This window comes from Okeania sp. SIO1H4, assembly GCF_010672695.1.
Lineage (GTDB): Bacteria > Cyanobacteriota > Cyanobacteriia > Cyanobacteriales > Microcoleaceae > Okeania > Okeania hirsuta.
Window position 1 is genome coordinate 371329 of sequence record NZ_JAAHGB010000012.1, and the last position, 26258, is coordinate 397586.

A 26258-nucleotide genomic window follows, 5' to 3' on the forward strand; every position below is an offset into this window, starting at 1 on the left:
GTGCGCTGGGATATTTACAAATTACAAGAGGTGTCCAATAGCTAAAAGCCTTATATTATCGGTTTTTTATTCCCCTCCTGGGAGGGGTTAGGGATGGGTTCCCTGTTGCCAGATGAGCTGTTGCCTGTTGCCTGCGCACAGCGCTATATTTGCGTAGTCCTATATAAAAAATAGGTTGCTGAGTTCTCAACAACCTATCTAGTAAGAGATACAAAATTATTAGTGACTGATACTTAATAGCAACTGGATATTAGATAATAGTAAAGTCGTCATTTATATCCAGGGCAACAACCCCACTAACATCTTCTAATTCTGCCAAAATTTGTGAATCATCACCAACCGTATTATCGCCATTAGCATCATAAATGAGGTAAGTTTTACCTTCAACTTCGTAGGCAAATAAACCAGGGTTTCCAGCTATTAACACATTTCCAGAAATATTGGTAGTTTGTACATCGGTAGCAATATTATCAACAGCAGGAATAACTGTGCTAGAAAATGCAATAGTATCCCCACCGACGACACCTAAGTCCTCAAAACCAGTAATGCGGTCGTACAAACCAGCACTAATGGCAGTACCAATAGAAGCAGCATCCGCAGCATTAAACTTCGCACCACCGTCATCAGCACTGGTATAAACAAAAGTGTTATTGCCATTATCATCAGAGAGGGTATCCGCTCCCAGACCACCAATAAAGATATCATCATCGTCACCTCCATCTATGGAGTCGTTACCGTCACCACCGACTAAACTGTCGTTTTCATCATCTCCTGCTAAAGTGTCGTTACCTGCTAAACCTTCCAGAGTATCGTCGCCTCCGCTACCATCAAAATTATCATTAAACTCACCACCCACCAAGAAGTCAGGATCATTACTAACATCCAGAATATTTACCGTAGCAGTAGCAGTAGCTTCGTCGAGACCATCCGTAATGGTGTATTGAAAGAGGTCGGTACCAGTGCCAAACACTGCTGTGTATTGAACTTGAGTACCCAAGTTATTTAAGATACCCAAAGGCTCATCATTGCTAAGAGTTGTAATTGACAAAGGATCTGGGCCATCAATATCGCTGTCATTTCCCAACACATCAATTGTTATCACATTCCCCAAATTGGTAAATACTGGTCCGTCATCAATGGCAATGGGCAGGTCATTTACTGGGGTGACATCAATATTAATAACTTGGGTAGAGGAACTATTTTCGTCATTGCCATCATCAACGGTGTAACTGAAAGTGCCAGCAGCTCCATTAGCGTTAGCAACTGGAACAAATGTTAATGATGTTAGTTGGTCTGTGGTTAACTGTTGACCAATAGTTACCGCAGTTACCGGAGTATCATTTGACAATAGTACTTGCCCAATTTCTGGGTCAGGAATACTGTCAACAGTAATAGTTAACGCATCACCATCGGGGTCAGTTGGTGCTGGAATGTCTAAGGTCGCATTATTATCTTCCTCCAAGGTGACAGTTTTATCAGCTTCTACTTCTGGAGGTCGGTTAGCTTCGACGATATTAATATTTAACAATCCACTGGTAGTACCGCTGTCTTGGTCTGTAACCAGGAAGTTGAAACTGTCAGTGCCAATACCGGCAGTAGTAGTTGCATAACTAATTTCTCCATTATCGAGATTTTCCTGAGTGAATTTACTTCCTACTGCTAAAGTTTCTCCTCCCTGTTGTAATTCCCCTAAAGTCGGCACTTCAGTCAGGGTATATTGTAGAGAAGCAGGAGTGGCAGTTTCTACATCAGGGTCAATAAATTGGAGATTTTCTGTAGGAATGACCTTACTTTGACCAATAAATGCACTTAGGTCAGTCGTAGTACCGACAGGTGGCTCGTTGACCCGAATATTAAAGGTATCTGTCACTTTACCGCCATCAACATCAATGACTTGGAAACTAAAGGAGTCATCATTTGTATCAGTAGCTGTGTGTTGGTAGATAACTACGCCACTATTGATATTTTCTTGAGTGAAAGTATTGGTGGGGTTATCCTCCAGTTGTAATATTCCTGCTGCTGCTTCAGTGGTAACTGTATAAGTAAAAGCATTTGTACCATTATCCCCATCCGTTGTCTGCAATAAATTCTGACTGATGCTTCCTGTCCCCCCAAGGTTGACAACCAGTTCACTGTTTTTAGTAATTTCGGGGATGTCGTTGACCAAGATATTAGCAGTACCAACACCTTCACTAAAGGCATTTGTGCCACCTATGGTTGAGATATCGGTTAGTTCGCTAGTATTACTGCTGCCGTCGGTGGTATCCCAACCACGGAATTGAATAGTGGCATCGCCGAAAAAGTCGGTATTGGGAACAAAACGTAGGCGTTCACTTGTTGTAGCTGTCAGTAATGTCGTATTGCTATTACTCACGTCTACCCAGTTTGTACCATCATCTACGGAATATTGCCACAGACCATTACTATTATCTATTTGAGTAATAGCTATTCCGCTACTCGCTCCTCCATCAGCATCTGTAACTGCACCAGCGATAATATCTGCGACGGGAGTGCCAGTATTATTTACTTCATTTTCATTGATAGTTGTCAGAGCTAAATTTCCTAGGTCTGTTAGTACTGGTGCATCGTTTAATGCTTCTACTTGTACGGATATAGTACCTGTTTGAGTCGCAGTAGCATCGTTAGCTGTTTCTGTTGCTGTAGCTGTAACTGTTAAGTCAAAACTAAAGGTTGTTCCGGTCTCTCGGTCTCCAGGAGGGGAGATAGTTAAATTGGTTAATTCCTCTGGGGTCAAAACCCAACTACCATCACCTTGGTCTGTTCCTGCGGAAAGAGTTGCTCCTGCTGGCACTCCACTAATAGTAATAGACAGATTTTCTGAACCGCTAGTATCTACTAAACTAGCAGCTATACCCAGAGGTAGCTCTTCTATATCTGTTCCTGATACATTTGGTGTAGATATTTCCAGGTTAGGAGTATCGGCAACGGGAGTAACATTAATGTTGACTGTTGCTGTATCTGTGAACCCTTGAGTATCCGTAATAGTATATGTGAAACTCTCCTGCCCACTAAAATTCTCATTAGGCGTATAGATGAAACTCTCTGTTGTTTCTGCTAAAGTGCCATTTTTAATATTATCGGCAGCAAACTCAGTAATTGTAATTTGCTCACCATCAGCTTCGGAATCATTTGCCAATAATTCTGACTTATTAATAGTTATTGCCGTATCTTCGTTAGTCTCAAATACATCATCACCAGCTATGGGAGAGGTATCACCGGGATTAATATTAATATTTAGTAACCCACTGGTCGTACCCCCGTCTTGGTCAGTCACAACATAACTAAATGTATCTGTCCCAGGTTCATCTCCTGTATGTTGGTAAGAGAGACTGCCTTGGTCAATATCCTCTTGAGTGAAAGTATCCGTTACTTCCAGAATTGCCTTTCCTAGTTGTAGTTTTCCACTGGTTGGTAATTCTGTAACTTCATAAATTAGAGTTTCTGCAACAGCATCAGTATCAGGATCTTCTGCCAGTAGATTTTTATTAGTAATTTCTTCCTGGGTATCTTCATCGAGACTTAAATTTTTGCTCGTAATATTTGGCGGGACATTAACTCTGATTTCAAATGTGTCTGTGGTTTCACCTCCTACCTGGTCTGAAACACTGAAACTAAAAGAATCATTTTTAGTATCATTATTATCGTGTTCATAAGTAAGTAACCCTTGGTCAATATCCTCCTGAGTAAAACTGGTAAAGCTTCCTCCATCAACTAGCAAATTACCACGAGTAGGGAATTCTGTAACCGTATAAATTAGAGAAGTCTTACTATCATCGGTTGTTTCTAGGAGAGTATTATCTATTATTCCAGTCTCTTGTGTATTGACCACTAATTCGGTATTCGTTCCCACCAATGGTAAATCATTAATACTGAGATTAATTAAAGCAGTATCAGTTTGAGGTTCGCCTAAACCTGTGTTGCCTTGGTCATTTACCGAGATGCTGATAGAATCACTACCTGAGTTATTACCTGTATATGTCAGGGTGTTGAGAGATTGGTTAATATTTTCTAAACTTCCGGTAAATACTATTTCCGCATCTGCTTGACCATCACCAGTTGTAAAGGTGAGACCAGAGGTAGAATTAAGGGTGAGGTTACCGTCATTAGTAGTTTCTAGGGTAACTTCTAATTCTCCGTCTCCAGCATCGGGGTCTGTTACCTCAATACCAACAATATCTAATTGTTCCCCTTCATTAACCAGTTGTTGGTTGTCAGGAATTGTAATTTCTGGTGGGTCGTTGACATTGAGCAGGGCGATCGTAAATGACTTAGTTAAGTTTTCTCCAGCATTGTCAAATGTTCTGACTTGGATGTCATAGGTCTCTTGTTCCTCAAAATCAAGATTTGTTCCCTCTGCTACAACTAGCTGGTCTTCGTTGAGAGCAAAGCGTCCATCAGCATCATCAACTAATCTATATTCATGGACATCACTTTCATCTGGGTCTTCTGTGGTAAATGTACCAATAACTGTACCTGCTTCACTATTTTCTTCCACACTATCGTTATCTAACAGAATGTCAGTGGGAGGATCGTTGAGAGAAGGTGGTGTTACTTCACCTGGATCTGGAGGGGTTGGTGATGGTGTTGGGTCTGGCGAGTCTGTTGGTGTTGGTGATGGTGTTGGGTCTGGCGAGTCTGTTGGGGTTGGTGATGGTGTTGAGTCTGGCGAGTCCGTTGGGGTTGGTGATGGTGTTGGGTCTGGCGAGTCCGTTGGGGTTGGTGATGGTGTTGGGTCTGGCGAGTCCGTTGGGGTTGGTGATGGGTCTGGCGAGTCTGTTGGTGTTGGTGTTGGTGTTGGGTCTGGCGAGTCTGTTGGTGTTGGTGTAGCTGTAGGAAAAGGAGTTTCTGGAGTAGGGAAGAAATTACCAGAATTAAGAGTGCCACTATCAACACCAATTAAGATAGCCAAAGTATTACCGTCAGCATTCCGAATAACAGTATTACCACCCTCGTCAGATATTTCTAAATCTTCAAACGTTAGACCTCCCTCCAAACTAAGAAGGTCATCTGTAGTATTAAAGTCAGTAACAGTATATAAATTATCAGATTCCTCAAAATCTACAATAACGAAACTATCTTCACCCTCGCCCCCAGTTAAAATATCACTACCTCGACCACCTATCAATAGATCGTCACCCTGACCTCCATCAAGAGAATCATTTCCTTTACCACCTGAGAGGACATCATTTGCCTCCCCACCATCTAGAGTATCGTTTCCTCGTTCGCCATTGAGAGTGTCAGCACCTGCATCTCCTAATAATAAGTCATCATCTTTACCTCCAGATAATACGTCATCTCCCGTACCACCATCTAAAGTATCGTTACCTTGGTTTCCTGATAAAGAATCATTATCTTCATTTCCTGAAATACTATCAGTACCTTTACCACCGCTAATAACATCTAACCCCGCACCACCAGAGATAATATCATTACCATCCTGACCGAGAAGCGTATCATTACCTCCATCTCCTGCTACCGTATCATCGCCAATATCTCCTGAAACAAAGTCGTTTTCTTCTCCTCCTGCTACATAATCGTTTTCCTTACCACCGTAAATAACGTCTCTACCTTCTCCACCTCTGACTGTATCTGAGCCGCGATCGCCCAATACTGTATCATTCCCAGCATCACCGAGAACAGAGTCAGCATCTCTTCCACCTCGTAGACTATCATCTCCCAAACCACCGCTAACTGTATCATTGCCTCGGTTGCCGTTGATTTGGTCGTTGCCTTCTTGGCCAAGTAAAGAATCACCTTCTTCTTGGCCAAATACTATATCATTGCCACCTAGTGCAGAATATGTATCGCTGAAGACACTACCAAATGCTAGATCGTCTCCCTCGGTGCCCACTGCTTCACCACCTGGAAGTAAAGTTCCTCCTCCTGGTGCTGTAGGTACGGGAGCTGGCGTTGTTGCAGGCGTTGGTGCTGGTGTAGGAGATGGGGTTGGTGCTGGTGTTATTACTGGTGGGGTTGGTGTTATTACTGGTGGAGTTGGTGTTATTACTGGTGGTTCTGTTGGTTCTACTGGTTCTATCACTACAAAGTCGCCATTTGCATCGAAGAAACCTATTATACCATCTATTACAACTATTTCCCTACCTTCGGGAGTTGTTGGTATGGGTGTTGGCGCTGGGGTTGTTGCTGGGGTTGGTGCTGGGGTTGGTGCTGGGGTTGGTGCTGGTGTTGGTGCTGGGGTTTGTGCTGGTATTGGTGCTGGTGTTGGCGCTGGTGTTGGTGCTGGGGTTGGTGCTGGGGTTGGTGCTGGGGTTGGTGCTGGGGTTGGTGCTGGTGTTGGTTCTGGTGTTGGGGATGCCGTCGGTACTGGTTGTAATGGTACAAAGTCACCATTATCATCAAGGAAACCTCGTATGGGAAAGCCATTTATTATCCTTGTAATTATTTCAACATTTATAGGTGTGCCTGCTGAAGCCATTTTTCTACCTCTTAAATAATATATAATTTACGTTAGCTAGTATTAGACAAGGTCAAGATTTTTTTTGTTTATCTACTTCTTGATGATGTAGTAATATTGTTAATTTTTACAAGGGATAATATTGTTTTTATTACAGGTTATATCATGTCCGCTTAATTAGTAAAAATAAAGTTCTTAGGTAGTAGGTGGTAGGTGTAAATTAAAGAGGGAATTCTGAATAGAATCAGAAATTTTGGAGTTCCCTTCAAGAGCAAGAGGAGAACATTTTTATTATACTTAATTATTCGGATATGGTATTATTAATAACTTTAATTTATCAAGTTACTTAAATCGAACGAACCCATCTATATTCATTCAACATTTCTCGTATTGGGAAAGTCAAACTGTAACTAATTGAATTAGTTTCAACCATAAAATTTGATGTTTTTTTGCTCTACAACTTTGTTAAGGTTAACATTTTTTTTCCTTTTTAACAATTGGTATAATCTTATAAAGTTATCTAGATATTGCAAGTATTATTTGCTGATCGTTATCTGGGATAAATTATATCATTTGCCCCCTTCGGGGGAGCTACGCTTATGGTAAAACAGTTATAATAGGGCTTCGTAATTTTGCTCTAGTCCTAATATCAAGTCTCATTAATTAGCCATAATAAAAATGTTCTTTTCTTGAGAGAGAATATTTTTTCCTAGGCCATGCTGCGCAAACAAACTTTCCCTTGTTCCCTACTCTCTACTCCCTGCTCCCTACTCCCTAAATTTTTTATTGTGCTTCTTCAAAGATACATGATATAAGACAAGTATTTAATTAAAGGGCTAAAGCTCAACTACAAACAAAAACTTTATTATAACGCGCTTATTTGTTAGCGTAGCTCCCCTGGAAGGGACTAGGGTAGCTCCCCCAGAGGGGGCACATTATATTAACTAGACTTTGAAGATTTATTCTCCTAAAAAATAAAATCGTGGATAATAGCTCGGTCGAACTATTTTTATCCACTTTTGCGACTGATTTGAACGATTTTTTACATTTTCATATTACCTCCTAGGGTTAAATAAACTTAAAATCTGAAGAGTCAATAACAGTACTAATAGCATCAGGAACAAGAGGTATATTATTAAGGACTGCTAAATCAAAAGCAGGATTACCATCATCCTCAAGATTTGGGTCATATCCTAAGATAACTTTACTATTCAAACTATTATTTACATAGATAAAGAAAGCAGGACTTGTTCCCGAACCATTTTGATTATTCAGAATAGAATTAACTTGCTGCACATTTTCAAATCTATTCTCAAAAATAATTAGTTCTTGACCACTTATATCTTGACCTTGGGAACCCAAATTATCAAGAGAAATTATCACACTAGAAAATTCTGTAGCAGTGCCAGGAGGATTAGTTAAATTGCCAAAATTACTGGATCTAAACAAGAATACATCTACATTACTACCATTAAAATCAGTAATTACATCGACTCCTTCATTGGGAACTTCAAAAAAGAAAGCATCATCTCCCTCATTACCAGTTAACCTGTCCGCACCAAAACCACCACTCAAAGAGTCATCACCTATATTGCCATTAATACTGTCGTTACCTTCGTCACCACTGATAAAATCATTTCCTTCATTACCATCAAGAGTGTCAACCCCTGCACCACCACTCAAAGAGTCATCACCGACCCCACCAACAACACTATCGTTGCCTAACCCACCGAATAAACTATCGCTACCAGTTTGGCCAAGCAGCAGGTCATCATCAGCACCACCGTCTAGAGTATCATTACCAGAATTACCTCCTAAAGTATCATTTCCAGTATTACCAAATAAAGAGTCATTATCATCTTCACCGGATAGAGAGTCATTGCCCGTACCTCCGTCTAGGGTATCGTTACCCTGTCCACCTCTGAGAGTATCTTGTTGTTCTGCTCCTAATAATAGATCGCTGCCGTCTTCTCCTAACAAAGAGTCACTATCAGCACCACCATCTAGAGTATCGTTGCCTACTCCTCCAAATAATGTATCAGCTTGTTCTGCACCAAACAAAGAGTCATTTCCAGCTTCACCTAATATAGAATCTTCGTCCGCTCCTCCATCTAAAATATCCTCTCCAGCACGACCACTAATAGTATCCTCTCCAGCATTTCCGAGAATGTAGTCACTTGCGGGAGTACCGTTAATGGTATTATCACCACCTCCACCTTCAGATATATTATCAACAACAGTAATACTAAAGGATGTAGTTGGAATTGTTCCATTATCGCCATCAGAAACAGAAAAAGTAAACGGAAACCTACCTGCTGTGTTACCCGGAGTATATAGAATTAAGTTGTTATTAATATCAGCTTGAGAAAAAGTATCGTCATTATTGATACTATCATCAACTAATGTCAGATTACCTTGTATGGGTGCCCTGATAATATTGTAGGTAATTTCTTCTGCTGTGTTGTCGGTATCTGTAACTAAAAGATTAGTATTGAATATTGTTTGTCTTGCTCCACCTCTCTCAGCAATGATACCTCGGTTATTAACTAACTGCGGTGAGTCATTGACTTTAATATTAACTTGAGCAGTATCGGAACCACCATTGCCGTCACTAATACTATAACTAAAACTGTCCTCTCCCAGGAACCCAGTATTGGGAGTATATGTGTAGGTTGTACTGTTTTCTTGTACTAATGAACCATTTCGTGGTGTACCTATGGCAGAAATACTGAGAGGGTCTCCATCTGGGTCAGAGTCGTTTTCGAGTAGTTCTTGAGTAGTAAAAGTTAATGGTTCATTTTGATTTGTCGTTAAGTTATCGTCCTCTGCTTCAGGGGGGTTGTTGGAAGGTTCTGGAGTTTCTGTGGGTGTGGGTGTGGGAGTTTCTGTGGGTGTGGGTGTGGGAGTTTCTGTAGGTGTGGGTGTGGGAGTTTCTGTAGGTGTGGGTGTGGGAGTTTCTGTAGGTGTGGGTGTGGGAGTTTCTGTAGGTGTGGGTGTGGAAGTTGGACTTGGTGAAGTTGTTGGTCCAGGAGGTGTGGGTGTAGGGAGTGATAATGTTACAAAGTCACTGGAGTCTATTGTGCTACTTTCAACTCCTTCTAGCACTGCCAAAAAATTGCCGTTCGTACCACCGACACTAATAATAGTGTTATCGGGGTTGTCTTCTGATGCAAAAATACTTAGTTCTTCAAAACTCAAACCATTGCTAAGACCGATTAAATCTTCGTTACTGAAGTCATTAATAAAATCTGCACTGCTAACTCCAGGACCTCCTGAATCACGAGTAATATTAAAGGTATCTTGCCCTATTCCTCCTGAAATTGTATCTGCACCAAGGTCTCCAGAGAGGAAATCTGCACCAACACCTCCTGCTAGTGAGTCTGCATCTTTTCCTCCAAAAAGTACATCATCTCCTGTATTACCTTCTAGAATATCTCTACCTGTTTCACCAAATAATGTATCTCCACCATCATTCCCTAATAAGCGATCGTCACCCGCTCCACCAACTACTGTATCATTACCGATGTCCCCAGCAACAAAATCATCCCCCCGGTCGCCGAATAATAGATCGTCCTCTCCACCACCGACAATACTATCATTCTCTTTACCTCCATAGATAGTATCGTTGCCTTCTTCTCCCCAGATAGTATCACTGTCGCGATCGCCAAATAATACGTCACTACCACTACCTCCGAACAGAGAATCTAAATCTTTGCCACCTCGTAAACTATCATCTCCCGGACCACCGTCTAGAAAATCATTTCCGGCATTTCCGTTCATTTGGTCTTGACCTTCATCTCCCAGGAGAGCGTCATTTTCATCTAGAGCAAAAACTGTATCATCTCCAGACAATGCTAAAATTGTATCTGCTACTGTACTCCCAATGATGGAGTCGCTGAAAATACTTCCTTCTGCTAAACCTCGAATAAAAATTGTTGATGGTAGTTCGACTTGTTGTTTGACTCTTTCTGTTTGTGCCATTTTAATTTTTCCTGATAATTGCTATGAGATAAAAGGGAGTAGGGAGTAGGGGAAATAATTGATAATTTCTGTGGGATAATTAATTTGATTTTTTATTATCTTTATCCCTTATGGGTTTAATACCCCACCGTCAGCGGGGGTGCAAATGCGGTTGGTGGGGTGAGAATCCCCATCGACTCCATTCTCCTGACTCCTGACTCCTTCTTCAATGGAGATGTCTATTTTTTTATAGACAACGGAATAGAAGTAAGGATATTCAGTTAGACAATAGGGGAAAAAGGTTGAAATTTACTCCCATACTCCCCACACTCCCCTATTCCCTGTTGCCTGTTGCCTGTTGCCTTATATAAACTCAAAATCACCAGCATCAATAATGGTTGAAATTTGGTCTTCTTCAGGTTCAATAGACTGAAGTATACCCAACTCAAAAGCAGGAACACTGTCATCAGCTAAACTTGTGTCATAACCAAAGACATATTTTCCACGTTGACCATTGAGGTAAACAAAGAAAGCAGGGCGATCGCTGGAGCCATTTTGTACATTTAAGGCAGCATTGACTGCTTGTGCATTATCAAACTTACCTTCAAAAATAATCAGTTCTGCATCACCGATACTCTGACCTTCCGATCCTATATTCTCATCCTGGAGAATTACACTAGAAAAACCGCTATTAGTTAAACCGCCAAAGTTAGCAGATGTAAATAGTAATGTATCATCATCACCTGGTCGGTCGAAATCTCTGACTGTATCTATACCTTGGTCTGCAACTTCATAGAAGAAGAAATCATTCCCGGCACCACCTGTCAGTCGATCGGAACCAGAACCTCCAGCTATAGTATCATTACCAATGCTACCGTCAATTCCATCATTGTCATCACCACCTTGGATACTATCATCTCCTATATCACCCAAAATGATATCCTGACCCGGACCAGCGTCGATAGTGTCATTACCATCATCACCAACCAGAGAGTCATCACCTTCTTCTCCAAATATTGAATCGTTCTCTGAACCACCTAAAACTGTATCTGCTCCTGCTCCACTACTAATAGTATCGTTGTCTGAACCACCGTCTATTAGATCGCTACCGTCTCCACCAGTTACGGAGTCGTTGTCAGCTCCACTGCGAATGGTATCGTTACCCGCATTGCCAGCTATGGTATCGTCACCATCTGCTCCTAGAAGAGAGTCGTTACCTTCTCCTCCAGTCATACTGTCGCTGCCTTCTCCTCCTAAGAGGTTGTCGTTACCAGCATCTCCAGAAATGCGATCATTGCCTGTATCTCCAGAAATGCGATCATTGCCATCACCACCAAATAAACTATCGGAACCATCACCACCTCTGAGATTATCTTGTTGACTGCCACCAAATAGACAGTCATCACCAGAGTCGCCTAACAGAGAGTCGCTTCCTTCACCACCATCTATATAGTCGCTGCTACTGAGACCATCAATACTATCGTCTCCTGCTAATCCCAAAATATTATTACTTAGGGCAGTACCAGTGAAGTTATCCGCTTCATTGGTTAATGTTTTAGTATCATCTACAATACCAATACTAAATGAGTTGGGAGGAACCTGACCCCCGGCAACATCAGAGACTGTGTAGGTAAAAAAGTCACTACCTGCCGTATCATCTGGAGTAAATTGTAGTAAGTTATTGTTAATATCTTCTTGAGTGAAGGTATCTCCCTCCCGTAAACGAGAACTATCTCCTATTCTCAGGTCGCCTAAGTCTGGAGCATCAGTAATTGTGTATATTAACTCATCAGGAGAATTATCAGCATCAGATGCTTGCAAATTATTGGAATTTATAAACCGTATACCTGAAGCAGCTTCTACTACTATGCCAGTATTGTTAACTAACTCTGGCGATCGGTTAATTGTAATTGTCACATTAGCAGTATCGCTACCCCCATTACCATCGCTGATAGTGTAGCTGAAACTTTCTGTACCTACAAAACCATCATCTGGAGTATATTCAAATAACCCATTGCTTTTCTGCACTAACTCTCCATTGGAGACTGATGTAAAATCAGTTACTGTTAGAGGATCGCCGTCAGGATCGGAATCGTTTTCTAATACATTAAATTCTACTAATTTACTTTGACTAGTTGCTACTTCGTCATCTGCTGCATTTGGTCTGCGGTTAGGAATGGGTGGAGGTGTTGGTTCTGGTGTTGGTTCTGGTGTTTCTGTCGGTTCTGGTGTTTCTGTCGGTTCTGGTGTTTCTGTCGGTTCTGGTGTGCCTGTAGGGTCTGGTGTTTCTGTTGGTTCTGGTGTGCCTGTAGGGTCTGGTGTGCCTGTAGGGTCTGGTGTGCCTGTAGGGTCTGGCGTACCTGTGGGAGAAGGAGTAGGAAAAGGAAATCCACCAGAACCAATGAAATTACCAGCATTAATAGTATTACTGTCAACTCCTACTAATATTGCCAAAAATGGACCATCAGAACCATTCTGAATAATAGTATCACGACCTGTACCACTGGGACTTTGGAAAATAACTAAGTCATCAAACCCAAGACCTCCTCCTAAACGAATTAGGTCAGCATTACCATTGAAGTCAGAAATAACATCTGCCTCGAAAATTTCAGGACCGCCATTTTCAGGACTAATGAAAAATGTATCGCTACCCTCATTACCAATCAGAGTATCTGTACCTAAACCCCCTATTAGACAGTCATTACCAATATTTCCTTGAACTTGGTCGTTACCATCTTCACCATCTATCGTATCATTATCTCCATCACCACTGAGCAGGTCTGCTCCGGAACCTCCAAATATTGAGTCGTTACCGAAACCGCCAGATACTTCGTCATTGCCTTCATCACCAAAAATAGTATCGCTGCCAGGGTCTCCAAATAAGCGATCATTACCTAGACCGCCACTAACAAAGTCCTCCCCAGCGCCACCGCTAACAAAGTCGTTCCCCTCACCACCAAGAACATTGTCGTTACCATCTCCACCAAAGACAGCATCATCTCCTCTGTCACCAAATACCTCATCATCTCCTGCATCACCAGATACTTCATCATTATCTCTACCGCCATAAATAGTATCTCGACCATCCCCTCCACTAACTACATCATTTCCGCGATCGCCAAATAATATATCATTACCCTCCTCTCCTAAAATCAGGTCGTCATCTTTACCACCACGGGCGTTATCATTTCCTTGGTTTCCTACAACTGTATCATTACCTCGACTGCCATTGAGAGTATCATTATTTTCATCTCCTCTAATTTCATCATTACCACCTTGACCAATAATAGTGTCGTCGCCCACCGCTCCAAATATGACATCTACTTGGTCGCTACCAATTAAAAATTCATTATTGGGAGTGCCTCGGAATACTCCTTCGACTCTTATAGGTGCTCCTTCACTAAGAACACTGATGTTAACTGTTGCCAGAGAACTGCTAGTACCATTGCTTACAGAATAACTAAAACTATCTGTTCCAATAAAAAATTGTCTGGGGGTATAAGTGAAAGTTCCTGTACCATTTTCGAGTAATGAACCATCGGTAGGTAAGCTAAAATTACTAACAAATATTGAATTTCCTGAAGGGTCGATGTCATTTTCGAGGACATTAAAACTAACGGTTTGACTCTGGTTAGTTGTCACTTCGTCATCGACAGCTATTGGTTGTGGTGGTGGTACTGGCGAAGCAGTTGGTGGTGGGGTTGGTGTTGGTGTTGGTGTGGGTAATGCCTGAAACACGCCGTTAACAATTAAACCAATTAGCTCGCCATTATCAGCTCTAACTTCGATAACTTCTGTTGGTGGTGGGGTTGGTTCTGGTGTTGGTGTTGGTTCTGGTGTGGGTGTGGGTGTTTCTGTTGGGGTTGGTGTGGGTGTGGGTGTGGGTGTGGGTGTGGGTGTGGGTGTTTCTGTTGGGGTTGGTGTGGGTGTGGGTGTAGGTGTTTCTGTTGGAGTTGGTGTGGGTGTGGGTGTGGGTGTGGGTGTTTCTGTCGGGGTTGGTGATGGTACTGGCTGTAATGGTACAAAGTCACCATTATCACTAATAAAACCTCGTATGGGAAAACCATTTATTTCCCTTATAACTATTTGCATATTTACAGGTGTTAATCCTGTTCCCATTATTTTTCTCCTTCTAAAAATTATCTTTAATTAGTTTGTGATTTTTATTGACAAATACTTTTTTTTATAGTAATAAAATCATTTATTTTTCATTGGTCCTCAATTTGACCAATAATTACAATAGGCATTTATTGTAAATTGTCCAACTAAGCAGTATTAGATATAGAATTGTAGACCAAGGGTAAAAGTGGCCCGGTTTGTTCCTGTCCATTAACAGCTAAATCGCTATGACAAAGGTAAATCCGATATTCATTTGACTCATTAGCTGAACTATTGTTGCCATAATCTACAGGAGAACCTACACGACTTAACAAATCTAACAAAATTCTTCGCAGTCTTTCCCGATCGAATTTTTGCGTATCTTCAATAGTCCAAGAATTTCCTAACTGACTTTGCAAAAATAATGGCGCTCCATAGAGAGTAGCAGTACCTCCACTTAACCACAGAGGGGAGCCTATATCTAACCAAAACTGCCATCTATGACATCTACGACTAGCTCGATATTGAAAAACTGTTGCCAAAGTAATTGCTGGGGGAGAATAACCAATTGTCCTCACGGGAAAAGGATTTGCACTAACAACTCCTTTGCGTAAAAATTGGATAAATTTTTCTACTGTACTAGATGATAAGTCTTCTTCCACTGAGTCGTTGGTAATAGCGGTTGTTACCGAAAATTTTGAACTTTGTTGCAGTCTGCGCTCTACTTCCCAATAGTGGGTAGCGGTTTCCATCAACTCTCGTAGTGCTGCTAACTCAGTAAAAGAAAGATAGCTAGACATAAAGAATTTCTGAATTGCTCTGTCTAACAAAAATATCGGGTTAGGCAGTTGACGTTGTTGTTGTTGCGACCGCTGTTCTTCTATCCATTCCAAAATTTGATTATAAACACGAGTTGCTTGATACCCGACTCTATCCCATCGAGAAAAAGCTTGTATTGGCAGCAAGTGTGGATGTGTAAGATCTGGATAAAAGCAGTGATCTGCTAACAAACCTGCGCGCACTGGATCTATATCATTAGTCCTCTGTAAATTTTCTTGACCATCTGTTTGTTTTTCAGCTTTGCCAATAGACCTTTGACTTAATACAACCAACATTTCTGCCACTGCATCACGGTCTACTAAACGTCCCAACCCACGATAAACCAAAGTTAAAAGACTCAACAATGCTCGGATCGTGGGATAGCTAATTAGAGGACGTTGGTCTTTGAGTGAGTCTACAGCAATTCCAGCATGATGGAGAATTGAAATCAAACTATAACGAGCAATGGCATCTAAACCAGGAGCTATTATTGCTACTTCTTGAGGTTCTACTATACCCAATTTTATATCTTTAACGATCGCCTCTGCCGTTTTTCGTAACAAAGCCGCCCGCGATCTAGTCTGAATTAATTGTAAAAAAGCCGGAAGTTGGAAAATAGAAGAATTAAGACTATAAGTATCCAGGACTAATTCAACAATAGGTTCTCCTATTTCTGTAGCTAAATTTTGTTCAGTGTCTAATACTTCAATTTGACAGCGTTTCTGCAGTTCTGCTAAATATTTGGGGTCAGCTCCCAGACCTAATCTAATACCACCATCAGGATTATAAGTAAAAACGCCTAAAGTTCCATTATCTAAGAGAAAGTTGCATAAATGACTAGCGATCGCTGGATATTCATCCACATCATCTGCCAACAAAAATGGATAACGGTCAATTAGATATTGCTGATAATTAGGATTTGGTAGTAGATACCGCCAGTATAACTCTGTGATGATACCATAAGTTAGCAAGCCTTTTTGTAAACACCAATGTCGCCACTGTTGCAGCAATTCTACTATATTGGCATAGAATTCCCCTGAATCTACTTGCTCAAATCCCTGTTGTAAAATCATTGCGGTCTCTTCTATAGGCGTGCAACTGAAAGCAGCCAATTGAAATAGGTCAAGAGTTCGGCGTATCATCCGCTCTCTAGTTACTCCTGGCTGTTGCAATAATCCTTTCTTTATGTGAGGACGCCAAACTCTGCCAGCAAGTTCCTGTTCTGTTTCGGGCCGTAGTCGTAATGGAAATTGTGCCTTTAAGTCCAAGGATTCGATTAGCAATGGCCAGAATAAGTTGACTTCATCTTCAAAAAAACCTAATGGTGTAGTTGAATGATATGGGTATTGTTCTAATGTAGCCTCGGAAATTCTGTCCATCAAGTCAAGTCGATTATTTGCATTAGCCGCCAATATTAGTATCTTGGGCGAAGTATGCAGAAAGTCTGGTATATTTGGGCGATCGTCTAAAATATTTTCGGAATTTTCTGGCCTAACAATTTCATTTAGGGGAGACTTCAGATTTTGGCCTCTTATACAAAATTGTTCTATTAACCGACTTGTCTTACCGCTAAGAGTTGGCCCTGTAATCCAAAGAGAGCGATCGGGCATTGTTGGCTATCCTTTGTTTTGTTGGCAAATTAAACTATATAGCAAAGAACGAGTTGGTGTTTGACATAGATTGATGATGAACCGTAAGATGCCAGAAATGCTTTTCCCACTGTTGCCTGTTGTCTGTTGCCTGTTGCCTGTTCCCCACTACATTATCGAAAAATTGAGTTTATATAGTATCCGGATAATTAGTTATCGTATGATTCAGGGAGACCGAGTCAGCAGGACTGAATCAGGAGAAAGTCAGGATGAGAGTGGGAATTATCTGTGGATATTCCGGCATTTTATGTCTGCGTTGAATGGAAGTAGAGAGTGCAATAACTGTATAACCGGATTTTATATTAAAGCCTTAGCATCGCAGGGGGTTGATTTTTTCAAGCGATCGTTATTAACTAGGTGTCAGCTAAAAGTTTTCAGCTATTAGCTTGGGTTTAAATCCCCGGATTGATTATAGCAAGATAATTTTAAGAGGGGAAGATGTATTTCGGTTGACCGTAGATACAGGAAACAATGGAATATTAGATTTTGAAGATGATATCGATCTCATTGAGCTAAGAGAAGGGTTGACATTTTCCTCGCTAGCGATCATTACTGGTGAGGATAATACTATTTCTATTATTGTTGCTAGCAGTGGAGAAATTATTAGTACGATAACACGAGCAGATGAGATAGCGATCGCTTCTGATGATTTCATAGAAGGATTAAAAAAAAATAAAATTTAGGAGATAAATTCCTTTTCTATGCAATAATTCCCGCATATCAACCATTAAAGGAAATACTTGTTGATTCCAATTTTCACTCTGGTAAGTTTAGGAAACAAAATTTTACGGCGTTGCTTAAATGTAATGATAATTAGGGCTTGCTGATTAAATATCAAAGCATTGACTGATATTGGTTTTAGCATTTTTTGGTCTAAAAAAGTGCCAGCTTTTCAGCTCAAAAAGCTCAAAAAGCTAGTATTTTGGGACAAAAATGGCAGAAAAATCACTCTTACAATTTTTACGACTATCTCCTCTAAAATTCCCCGTTCCTCCTGTCTCCTGTCTCCTGTCTCCTGTCTCCTACCCTCACCCATAAGACTTTTTCAGCAAACCCTAATTAGACATCTACTCCACACATAGGGAGTAGGCAGTAGGGGTAAATAATTGATAATTTCTTTGGGATATAGATATTGATTTTTGATTCTTGGAGATGTCTATTAGCTGAAGGTAAAATTGAAAAACTGATGTTTTGCGCCCAAAGTTAATCTCAAAATCATTACCACTCAGCAACGCCAATTTTACTTATATCCTAAATCTTTTGGGACAATTGTAGAGATCGCTTAATTAGTACAATTAGCCTTTTTGAGCATTGGCCATAATCTTCTAAGGGCAAGGCTAATTACTTTGAAAGCAATTAAAGTTTTAAATCCTTTAACTTTTTCTGTGTTTGTAATCTCTGGTAAATCTACATTTATATCATGTCTGGTTGAACAGTTATAAATAAACGACGGAGGAGTAAGAAGTCAGGTAGGGGAGCCGTCGGATTGGCGACGTACACGAGTCAGGAGGGAAGAAAAGAGAACAGAAGGAGAAAGTTTTTTTATCACTAAAGCCAAAAGAAAACTTTTTTTAGCTTGAATTGCACCAATTTTAATCGCTTTAATTTGTAGGAATCTTGGACTGTTAGGAATCTCAGCCATTGAGTTTTCAATGACAGTTAAAAGAAATGGCTCCACAGACAGTGATAACTATCGGCACGATTACCAGTTTCACAGGTGTGATGTTTTGGATCTGGAAAATTTCTTGTTATATTGGAAGGCTGGAAAATAAGGTTGAAAACAACCGAAATGATACCAATAGATTAGGGAATTCCGTCGGGCAATAAAGATAAAAGTATTATACGTTATGTCAATAATCATTGCCTTGATCTCGGAACGATTGAATCTTTTCTGAAAAAAAAATTTTGATTATTGCCCACATACCAAAATTCATATAAACGAAGATGAGCTATAAAGTATAGCGCTGTGCGCAGGCAACAGGCAACAGGCAACAGGCAACAGGCAACAGCTCCGGAAGGGGGAATAAAAAACCTATAATATAAGACTTTTAGCTATTGGACACCTCTTGTAATTTGTAAATATGCCAGCGCACATTACTATATTTCAAAAATTAGAGTGTCCAAAATGCAAAAGTACAAACATGACAACAGGACACTGCGACTACTGGTGTCGGGATTGTCGCCATCATTGGCCACGAACAAATTCTGTGGGGATTCTCCCTGATGTCCAGAACAAATTTTTTACCTCCGGAAAGTTGGAAACTGCTTATCTTTGACTTTTTCCCTCTTCCTGAATTTTAACCAAAACTATATAACCAACCATCCCGACCACAAATTCTAATAATTCCATCCCATACAATAGGAGTAGATTCAAAAGAAACTTTACCCGTAAATTTGCCAGCTTCTTCTACTATTAAACGGAAAAATTCTCCTTGAGCATTAGGTAAAACATTTTCCTCGTCAGGTTTCGCAAATTCCCAATTCAAATTAAATATATAAACCCCATTATATCCAGCAGTTACCAATTTATTTCCATCAGTAAAAATTGGCGTTGAAATTGAAGGACCAATTTTCTGCTTAAACAGGATTAGAGGGGTATCATAACTAAACTTTTTCAAAGGTCCTTTAAGTTGATTTCCTGTAGTTAAATCTTGGGAACCAATATATAGATATCCATCAATAGCATTAGTAGCAAATAAAGCCGGAAATTCACCATAATTATTATATTCATCATTCAACGCTACCGACCCAATAATACCTCCTAACCAACTATTAAATTTAATGTTACCTGTAGGCAAAAACCATTCTACACTTTCCTGATTTTTTTTATTAGGGTTTAATTTCACCACCCCACCATTTCCAGGAATAAATTGTTTTTCAATCGCACAAAATAATTTACCAGTTTTAGAAATAGCAACAGTACCATCTAAATCTGAACCTGTATAAAAATCCCAAACTATCTTTTTACTCTCTATATCAATACCATAAATATGTCCGGAACCTGCTGCTAAAAAAATTCTATTACCCAATCTAGCGGGAGATGATTCAGAGACAATATTTCCCCCTTGTCTTCTAACATCACTATCTACATAAAGTTTAATTTCGGATAATACTTCTGGCTGCAGAATAGAAGATTTTATTTTAGCTTTACTGACAGAACTATTAATAAAATAACCAATAGCATTTTCCCCAGCATTGAAAATCAAATTATTTCCTAATGGCAAAGCAGAACTATCATTATCGCGACTATAACTGCGAGTTTTTCTAATATCTAGTTGCCAAATTTCTTTCCCTGTTCTAAAAGAAATAGCACGAAAACTAGGGGCAATTCCTTTTTTTGCTCTCCCAGTTCTACTGCCTTGTAAAATCACAATACGATTCTCTTCATTCGCAGTTTCATCAATATAAACCGTACTTGAACCTTTAATCACATCATCAAATTTATATTGCCAAACTTCCTGATTATTCGCGACATCTATTTTGCGCAAAAGATGATCGTAACTACCAATAACTAAATAAGTTTTTCCTCTATCTTTAGTAATAGTGGGTTGCCCTGTCCATCCAGCTCCACTCCATACTTTTCTAGTTTTACCTACATAAGTTACACCTGTTCCTAATTTAAACTTATCTAGAACTTTAAAATTATCTGGTGTACCACGACCATAGAATCTTCTTTGGTCATTTCCCAAGTATGTAGGAATTAATAAATCAATCTCTGGGTCGAGATAAGCAAAAAATTCTTTGACTTTATTCTCTAATAAATTTTCTGACAAGTTGAGATTTAGATATTTTGATAAAATTGGAGCTATTCCCGCTCCTAAAGAAAATTGGATAGCAATTTTATGGAAGTCTCTTCTTGAGTAATTCATAAATTCTTGAGGAAGGAAAAAATTGGAAGTAAAAATATTTATACCATTTCTCAAAAACTCTTCTACATTTTATTGAGAATGGGACCCACCCCTAACCCCTCCCAGGAGAGGGAGTAGAGGAGTGTGGGAGAAGTAAACATCATAATAATTAGTATTAACTAACTAATAATCATCAAAAAGGTGATTTGGCTCGTATTATTTACTTAATAATTGAAGTGTTACACAAGTATCGCATTGCTTTTGGTAATTGGCATGACATCTTGATAATTTTTGAGAGCCAATATAAATATAAATTACTATTACTAATATATAGTTAAGGTTGGATTACTCTTATATAAAAAACAAAAAAATCAATAATTTATTTTGCTATACTAATCCTCTTCCTTTTAGGTATAAGGTAAGCAGTCAGCTATCAGCTATCAGCTTTATTACCTTTAAAGGAGAAAAAAGCAATTTTATCAAAGCTTCAGAGTACGAATATCTGGTTGAGAATGTAGTAGAAATTAAATGAATGCACATCTCTAATCATAAAAAATAAAATCAATTATCCCACAGCAATTATCGATTCTTTCCCCCTACTCCCTATGTATGGAGGAGATGTCTATTAAAAAGCTGACCGCTAATAGCTGAATGCTTACGATATAAGTGGCAATTGATTATTCATAATTAATTATTGAATAAGAGAAAAAAATGTGAATAAATTATTTTTTATCTACCTTCTTGATCGACAATAAACGGGTGTATCTCAATATTTGCAAAAATACTTTTTTCCTATTCTCTTTTCTCTATTCCCTTTTCCCTAAAAGCGATAAATTTTTGGCTTTATTCAAAATTTAGATGTAAGCATTTCCTGCGGACTGCTGCGCAAACAGCCGTCAGCTATGAGCTATCAGCTATTAATTTTGGGTCTGCGTAAAAGCAACGTTTGAAGTTGAAAAAGAATAAAAATTTACTGCCAAAGTCCCAAAAGAAAACCTTAGAACTAATGTAAGCATTCAGCGGTCAGCTATCAGCTATCAGCTTAATTATCTTTAACGCAAGCTAGTCGTTCTTGTACTTCAAATTTATGGGTTTAAAATGTAGTCAAAGTCAAACAAATGCTTACTTAATTATATCTCTTGTAAAAATTAATTAAATCAATTCAAGAGATTAAATAAACAATTTAATCCCTTTATTTCCTATCCCATGACTTCTGCAATAAGTCTATTTATTAAAAAGCTGAGAGCTGAACGCTAATAGCTGAATACTTACGAACTAATTATTCATTACTAAGCAAACAGCAATTAATTTTGGGTCTGCGTAAAAGCAACCTTTGAAATTGAGAAATAATAAAAATTTACCGAATAATTAAGGTTTAAAGCCTCTCCTTTAAAGGAGAAACAAGCGGTCGAGGGATAGCGAAGAGACCTCGCCATATCCAATCGACCAAGAGAAGAAAAATTGTTCCTTTGAGTCAATCCTCTTCTTTTCAAGGAGAGGTAATTGTTAATTATAGCAATCAGGAATCAGTTGTGAGAATTGAGATGTTCCTTAAAAGTATAGAATATAGCAATTATTATATTTATATGATACGTTTTTTTCTTCTTCTCTGTTCCCTTTTACCTGTTCCCTAAAAGTTTTCAATGTCTCACAACTCAAATCATATTGCTATATTAATAATTAATTATTAATTATTAATTGTTGAATGTCATGGGTCCCCTTGCCAAACCTGAGAAGTAATGAATAATTACTAATTGCTGAAGTGCTGACTGCTAATAGCTGAATTCTTACAAATCAAGCCCTAAAATTCATAAATACGTTATAATCTGCGGAAATGTTAATCATTTACTTTTCAAAGTACCAGAATAATTGACAATATTAACAATAACTAGGGAGTAAGAAAAAATGACCAATCGTTTAGCTAAATCTCAAAGTCTTTATCTCCGCAAACACGCAGAAAATCCTGTAGATTGGTGGCCGTGGAGTGAAGAAGCTTTAGAAACTGCACGGCGAGAAGATAAGCCAATTTTTCTATCAATTGGTTATTCAAGTTGTCACTGGTGTACCGTTATGGAAGGGGAAGCTTTTTCTGATGAAAAAATCGCCCAATATTTGAATGAAAAATTTTTACCAATAAAAGTAGATCGAGAAGAACGACCTGATGTAGATAGTATCTATATGCAGGCATTACAAATGTTAACTGGACAGGGTGGTTGGCCGTTAAATATATTCTTAACTCCTGATGATTTAACACCTTTTGTTGGTGGAACTTATTTCCCTGTTGAACCTCGTTATGGACGACCAGGATTTTTAGAAGTTTTACAAAAAATTAGGGGATTTTATGACATTGAAAAAAATAAACTTAACGATTTAAAATCCGAAATGTTGGAGGGATTAAGAAAATCAGTTTTATTACCAGAAGCAGAAGATTTAAGCCAAGAAATACTGCAAAAAGGTTTAGAAGTTAGTACTGCAATTATTAGCGATCGCTACTCTCAACAAAGCTTTCCTATGATACCTTATGGACAAGGAGCATTACAAGGAACAAGATTTAATTTTGAATCTCAATATGATGGTAATCAAATTTGTTTACAACGAGGATTAAATCTGTCATTAGGAGGAATTTATGACCATGTTGCCGGAGGTTTTCATCGTTATACAGTAGACGCAACTTGGACAGTTCCCCACTTTGAAAAAATGCTCTACGATAATGGTCAAATTGTTGAATATTTGGCTAATTTATGGAGTGCAGGACATCAAGAAGCAGCTTTTAAACGAGGAATTATTGGCACAATAAATTGGCTAAAACGGGAAATGACTGCACCAGACGGATTTTTTTATGCTGCTCAAGATGCTGATAGTTTTACCACTCCAGATGAAGCTGAACCGGAAGAAGGTGCATTCTATATTTGGAATTATCAAGAATTAGAAAATTTATTAACCTCAGAAGAATTATCTGAACTATCAGAACAATTTTTCATAACATCTACAGGCAATTTCGAGGGAAAAATTGTCTTGCAAAGAAAGCAAGCAGGAGAGTTAAGTGAAACGCTAGAAAATTCCTTATCTAAACTGTTTGAATTACGGTATGGAGCCAAACCTTCTTCTGTAAAAACTTTTCCACCAGCAACCAATAACCAAGAAGCAAAAAATAATAATTGGCCTGGTAGAATTCCGGCAGTAACAGACACTAAAATGATTGTTGCTTGGAATAGTTTAATGATTTCTGGATTGGCACGAGCAGCCACAGTATTTAACAATTCAGAATATCTAGAATTAGCTGTTAATGCTACTAATTTCATCATCAAAAATCAGTGGGTTAACGGACGTTTTCATCGATTAAATTATGAAGGTAAACCTGCAGTAATGGCGCAGTCAGAAGACTATGCTTTATTTATTAAAGCTTTGCTAGACTTACAACAAGCTTCTATTAATTCATCAAATACTAATTTTTGGCTAGACACAGCAGTAAAATTACAAGATGAATTTGATGAATTTTTATGGAGTTTAGAAGCATCAGGTTATTACAATTCACCAAGCGACGTTAGTGGAGAATTAATATTACGAGAACGAAACTATATTGATAATGCAACTCCGGCGGCAAATGGCATAGCAGTTGCTAATTTAGTACGTCTATCTTTGCTAACTGAAGAATTATATTATCTCGACCAAGCTGAGTCAGCTTTAACAGCTTTTAGCAGCATAATGAAAAAATCTCCTCAAGCTTGTCCGAGTTTATTTATTGCTCTTGAATGGTATAGAAACCAAACTTTAGTTAGAACTTCTCAAGCAGAAATTTCTAGTTTAATTACTGAGTATTTTTCTACTACTATTTATAAAGTTGAAGCAGATTTACCAAAAAATTCTGTAGGGTTAGTTTGCCAAGGTTTGATATGTAAAAAACCTTCTTTGAATAAACAAGAATTATTAGAACATCTAGAACAAAGTCAAAATCGTTGGGCTAAATAATTTAGGAGTCAGGAGTTGGGAGTCAGTAGGAAGAAAGTAGGAATTATCAGGGGATATTCCAGCATTTTATGCCTGCATTGAATGGAAAGCGCAATCAAAAAACTTTCTCCCTCCTAACCTTTTCTTTCCTTCTGCCTTCTGCCTTACTTTTTCTAAAGTGGAAGACTATGCTTTATTTATAAAAGCTTTGCTAGATTTACAACAGGCTTCCATTGCTTCATCAAATACTAATTTTTGGCTAGAAACAGCATTCAATAATTAACAATTAAAAATTAATAATTTACAATTACCTCTTCTTGCTTTATTTATAAAAGCTTTGCTAGACTTACAACAAGCTTCTATTAGTTCATCAAATACTAATTTTTGGCTAGAAACAGCAGTAAAATCACAAGATGAATTTAATAAATTTTTATGGAGTTTAGAAGCATCAGGTTATTACAATTCACCAAGCGACGTTAGTAGTAAAATTACAAGATGAATTTGATAAATTTTTTATGGAGTTTAGAAGCATCAGGTTATTACAATTCACCGAGCGACGTTAGTGGAGAATCAATATTACGAGAACAGAACTATATAGACAATGCAACTCCCGCGGCAAATTGCATAGATGAATTTGATAAATTTTTATGGAGTTTAGAAGCATCAGGTTATTACAATTCACCGAGCGACGTTAGTGGAGAATTAATATTACGAGAACGAAACTATATTGATAATGCAACTCCGGCGGCAAATGGCATAGCAGTTGCTAATTTAGTACGTCTATCTTTGCTAACTGAAGAATTATATTATCTCGACCAAGCTGAGTCAGCTTTAACAGCTTTTAGCAGCATAATGAAAAAATCTCCTCAAGCTTGTCCGAGTTTATTTATTGCTCTTGAATGGTATAGAAACCAAACTTTAGTTAGAACTTCTCAAGCAGAAATTTCTAGTTTAATTACTGAGTATTTTTCTACTACTATTTATAAAGTTGAAGCAGATTTACCAAAAAATTCTGTAGGGTTAGTTTGCCAAGGTTTGATATGTAAAAAACCTTCTTTGAATAAACAAGAATTATTAGAACATCTAGAACAAAGTCAAAATCGTTGGGCTAAATAATTAGGGTTTGCTGAATAAAGTCTTTTTGCTGAGACAGGAGACAGGAGAAATGGGAATGAGTGAGGAGGTAGGAGCTAAGTTTTGTCAGAGTGATTTTTCGGCTTTTGCTTCGGTGAAAGTCCTCACTTTTTTAACCTAAGCAACCGAAAAGCTCATACTTTTTAAAGACATAAAAAACCTAAAACCAATATCAGTCAATGCTTTGATATTTAATCAGTAATATCATTTCTCTTGAAACACCCACAATAAAAATTTTTGGGGTTGCACATTATGGAATGATATTGCCAAAAATTGGTTTAGATTTTGACTAAAAATAACCATTAATTAATCATTCTAGCAATTGATTAATCCACAATCCAATTCTATCAAAAATATCAAATCATT

At 38.6% G+C, this 26258-nt stretch carries 14 protein-coding genes; 8 read left to right on the forward strand and 6 right to left on the reverse strand.

Annotated elements, in window-relative coordinates; translation table 11 throughout:
• Positions 1 to 250: 250 nt before the first annotated feature.
• Positions 251 to 5872 (reverse strand): cadherin-like domain-containing protein, encoded by a 5622-nt coding sequence (locus F6K06_RS12365; RefSeq protein WP_287243240.1) that lies wholly within the window; start codon positions 5870 to 5872, stop codon positions 251 to 253.
• Between F6K06_RS12365 and F6K06_RS12370 the strand changes: the two genes are divergently transcribed.
• Complete coding sequence (locus F6K06_RS12370) at positions 5865 to 6476, forward strand: hypothetical protein (protein WP_287243239.1); 612 nt, start codon at positions 5865 to 5867, stop codon at positions 6474 to 6476. The genes F6K06_RS12365 and F6K06_RS12370 overlap by 8 nt on opposite strands.
• Before the next feature lie 1028 nt (positions 6477 to 7504).
• On the opposite strand, the gene F6K06_RS12375 is transcribed toward F6K06_RS12370, so the two are convergent.
• The 3 genes from F6K06_RS12375 to F6K06_RS12385 all read right to left on the reverse strand — a co-directional run bounded on the left by F6K06_RS12375 (position 7505) and on the right by F6K06_RS12385 (position 16923).
• Entirely contained in the window at positions 7505 to 10417 is a 2913-nt protein-coding gene (locus F6K06_RS12375) for a cadherin-like domain-containing protein (RefSeq protein WP_287243238.1), read from the reverse strand.
• Between the two features lie 342 nt (positions 10418 to 10759).
• Complete coding sequence (locus tag F6K06_RS12380) at positions 10760 to 14515, reverse strand: Ig-like domain-containing protein (RefSeq protein ID WP_287243237.1); 3756 nt, start codon at positions 14513 to 14515, stop codon at positions 10760 to 10762.
• Positions 14516 to 14661: 146 nt separating this feature from the next.
• Positions 14662 to 16923 (reverse strand): recombinase family protein, encoded by a 2262-nt coding sequence (locus F6K06_RS12385; RefSeq protein WP_124144588.1) that lies wholly within the window; start codon positions 16921 to 16923, stop codon positions 14662 to 14664.
• Between the two features lie 73 nt (positions 16924 to 16996).
• Here F6K06_RS12385 and F6K06_RS12390 point away from each other — a divergent pair, with 73 nt between their 5' ends.
• Complete coding sequence (locus tag F6K06_RS12390; protein WP_124144589.1) at positions 16997 to 17347, forward strand: hypothetical protein; 351 nt, start codon at positions 16997 to 16999, stop codon at positions 17345 to 17347.
• A gap of 1 nt (position 17348) precedes the next feature.
• Positions 17349 to 17645: a hypothetical protein gene (locus F6K06_RS12395; RefSeq protein ID WP_124144590.1), complete on the forward strand. Its 297-nt coding sequence runs from the start codon at positions 17349 to 17351 to the stop codon at positions 17643 to 17645.
• A 209-nt stretch (positions 17646 to 17854) separates the two neighbouring features.
• Here F6K06_RS12395 and F6K06_RS12400 read toward each other — a convergent pair whose 3' ends face one another.
• Positions 17855 to 17998: a hypothetical protein gene (locus F6K06_RS12400; RefSeq protein WP_161564471.1), complete on the reverse strand. Its 144-nt coding sequence runs from the start codon at positions 17996 to 17998 to the stop codon at positions 17855 to 17857.
• A gap of 632 nt (positions 17999 to 18630) precedes the next feature.
• Between F6K06_RS12400 and F6K06_RS12405 the strand changes: the two genes are divergently transcribed.
• The gene (locus F6K06_RS12405) at positions 18631 to 18789 is read left to right on the forward strand and encodes a hypothetical protein (protein ID WP_287309064.1); all 159 of its coding nucleotides are present in this window, start codon (positions 18631 to 18633) and stop codon (positions 18787 to 18789) included.
• Positions 18790 to 19259: 470 nt separating this feature from the next.
• On the opposite strand, the gene F6K06_RS12410 is transcribed toward F6K06_RS12405, so the two are convergent.
• The gene (locus F6K06_RS12410) at positions 19260 to 20831 is read right to left on the reverse strand and encodes a PQQ-binding-like beta-propeller repeat protein (RefSeq protein ID WP_124144591.1); all 1572 of its coding nucleotides are present in this window, start codon (positions 20829 to 20831) and stop codon (positions 19260 to 19262) included.
• A 1884-nt stretch (positions 20832 to 22715) separates the two neighbouring features.
• On the opposite strand from F6K06_RS12410, the gene F6K06_RS12415 reads away from it, so the two are divergent.
• The 4 genes from F6K06_RS12415 to F6K06_RS12430 all read left to right on the forward strand — a co-directional run bounded on the left by F6K06_RS12415 (position 22716) and on the right by F6K06_RS12430 (position 26013).
• Complete coding sequence (locus F6K06_RS12415; RefSeq protein WP_287323246.1) at positions 22716 to 24779, forward strand: thioredoxin domain-containing protein; 2064 nt, start codon at positions 22716 to 22718, stop codon at positions 24777 to 24779.
• 316 nt (positions 24780 to 25095) lie between these two features.
• Positions 25096 to 25257: a hypothetical protein gene (locus F6K06_RS12420; protein ID WP_161565002.1), complete on the forward strand. Its 162-nt coding sequence runs from the start codon at positions 25096 to 25098 to the stop codon at positions 25255 to 25257.
• Positions 25254 to 25874: a hypothetical protein gene (locus F6K06_RS12425; protein WP_287323248.1), complete on the forward strand. Its 621-nt coding sequence runs from the start codon at positions 25254 to 25256 to the stop codon at positions 25872 to 25874. Before F6K06_RS12420 ends, F6K06_RS12425 begins: the two co-directional genes overlap by 4 nt.
• A 7-nt stretch (positions 25875 to 25881) precedes the next feature.
• Entirely contained in the window at positions 25882 to 26013 is a 132-nt protein-coding gene (locus F6K06_RS12430) for a hypothetical protein (protein WP_282433637.1), read from the forward strand.
• The last annotated feature ends 245 nt before the right edge of the window (positions 26014 to 26258 follow it).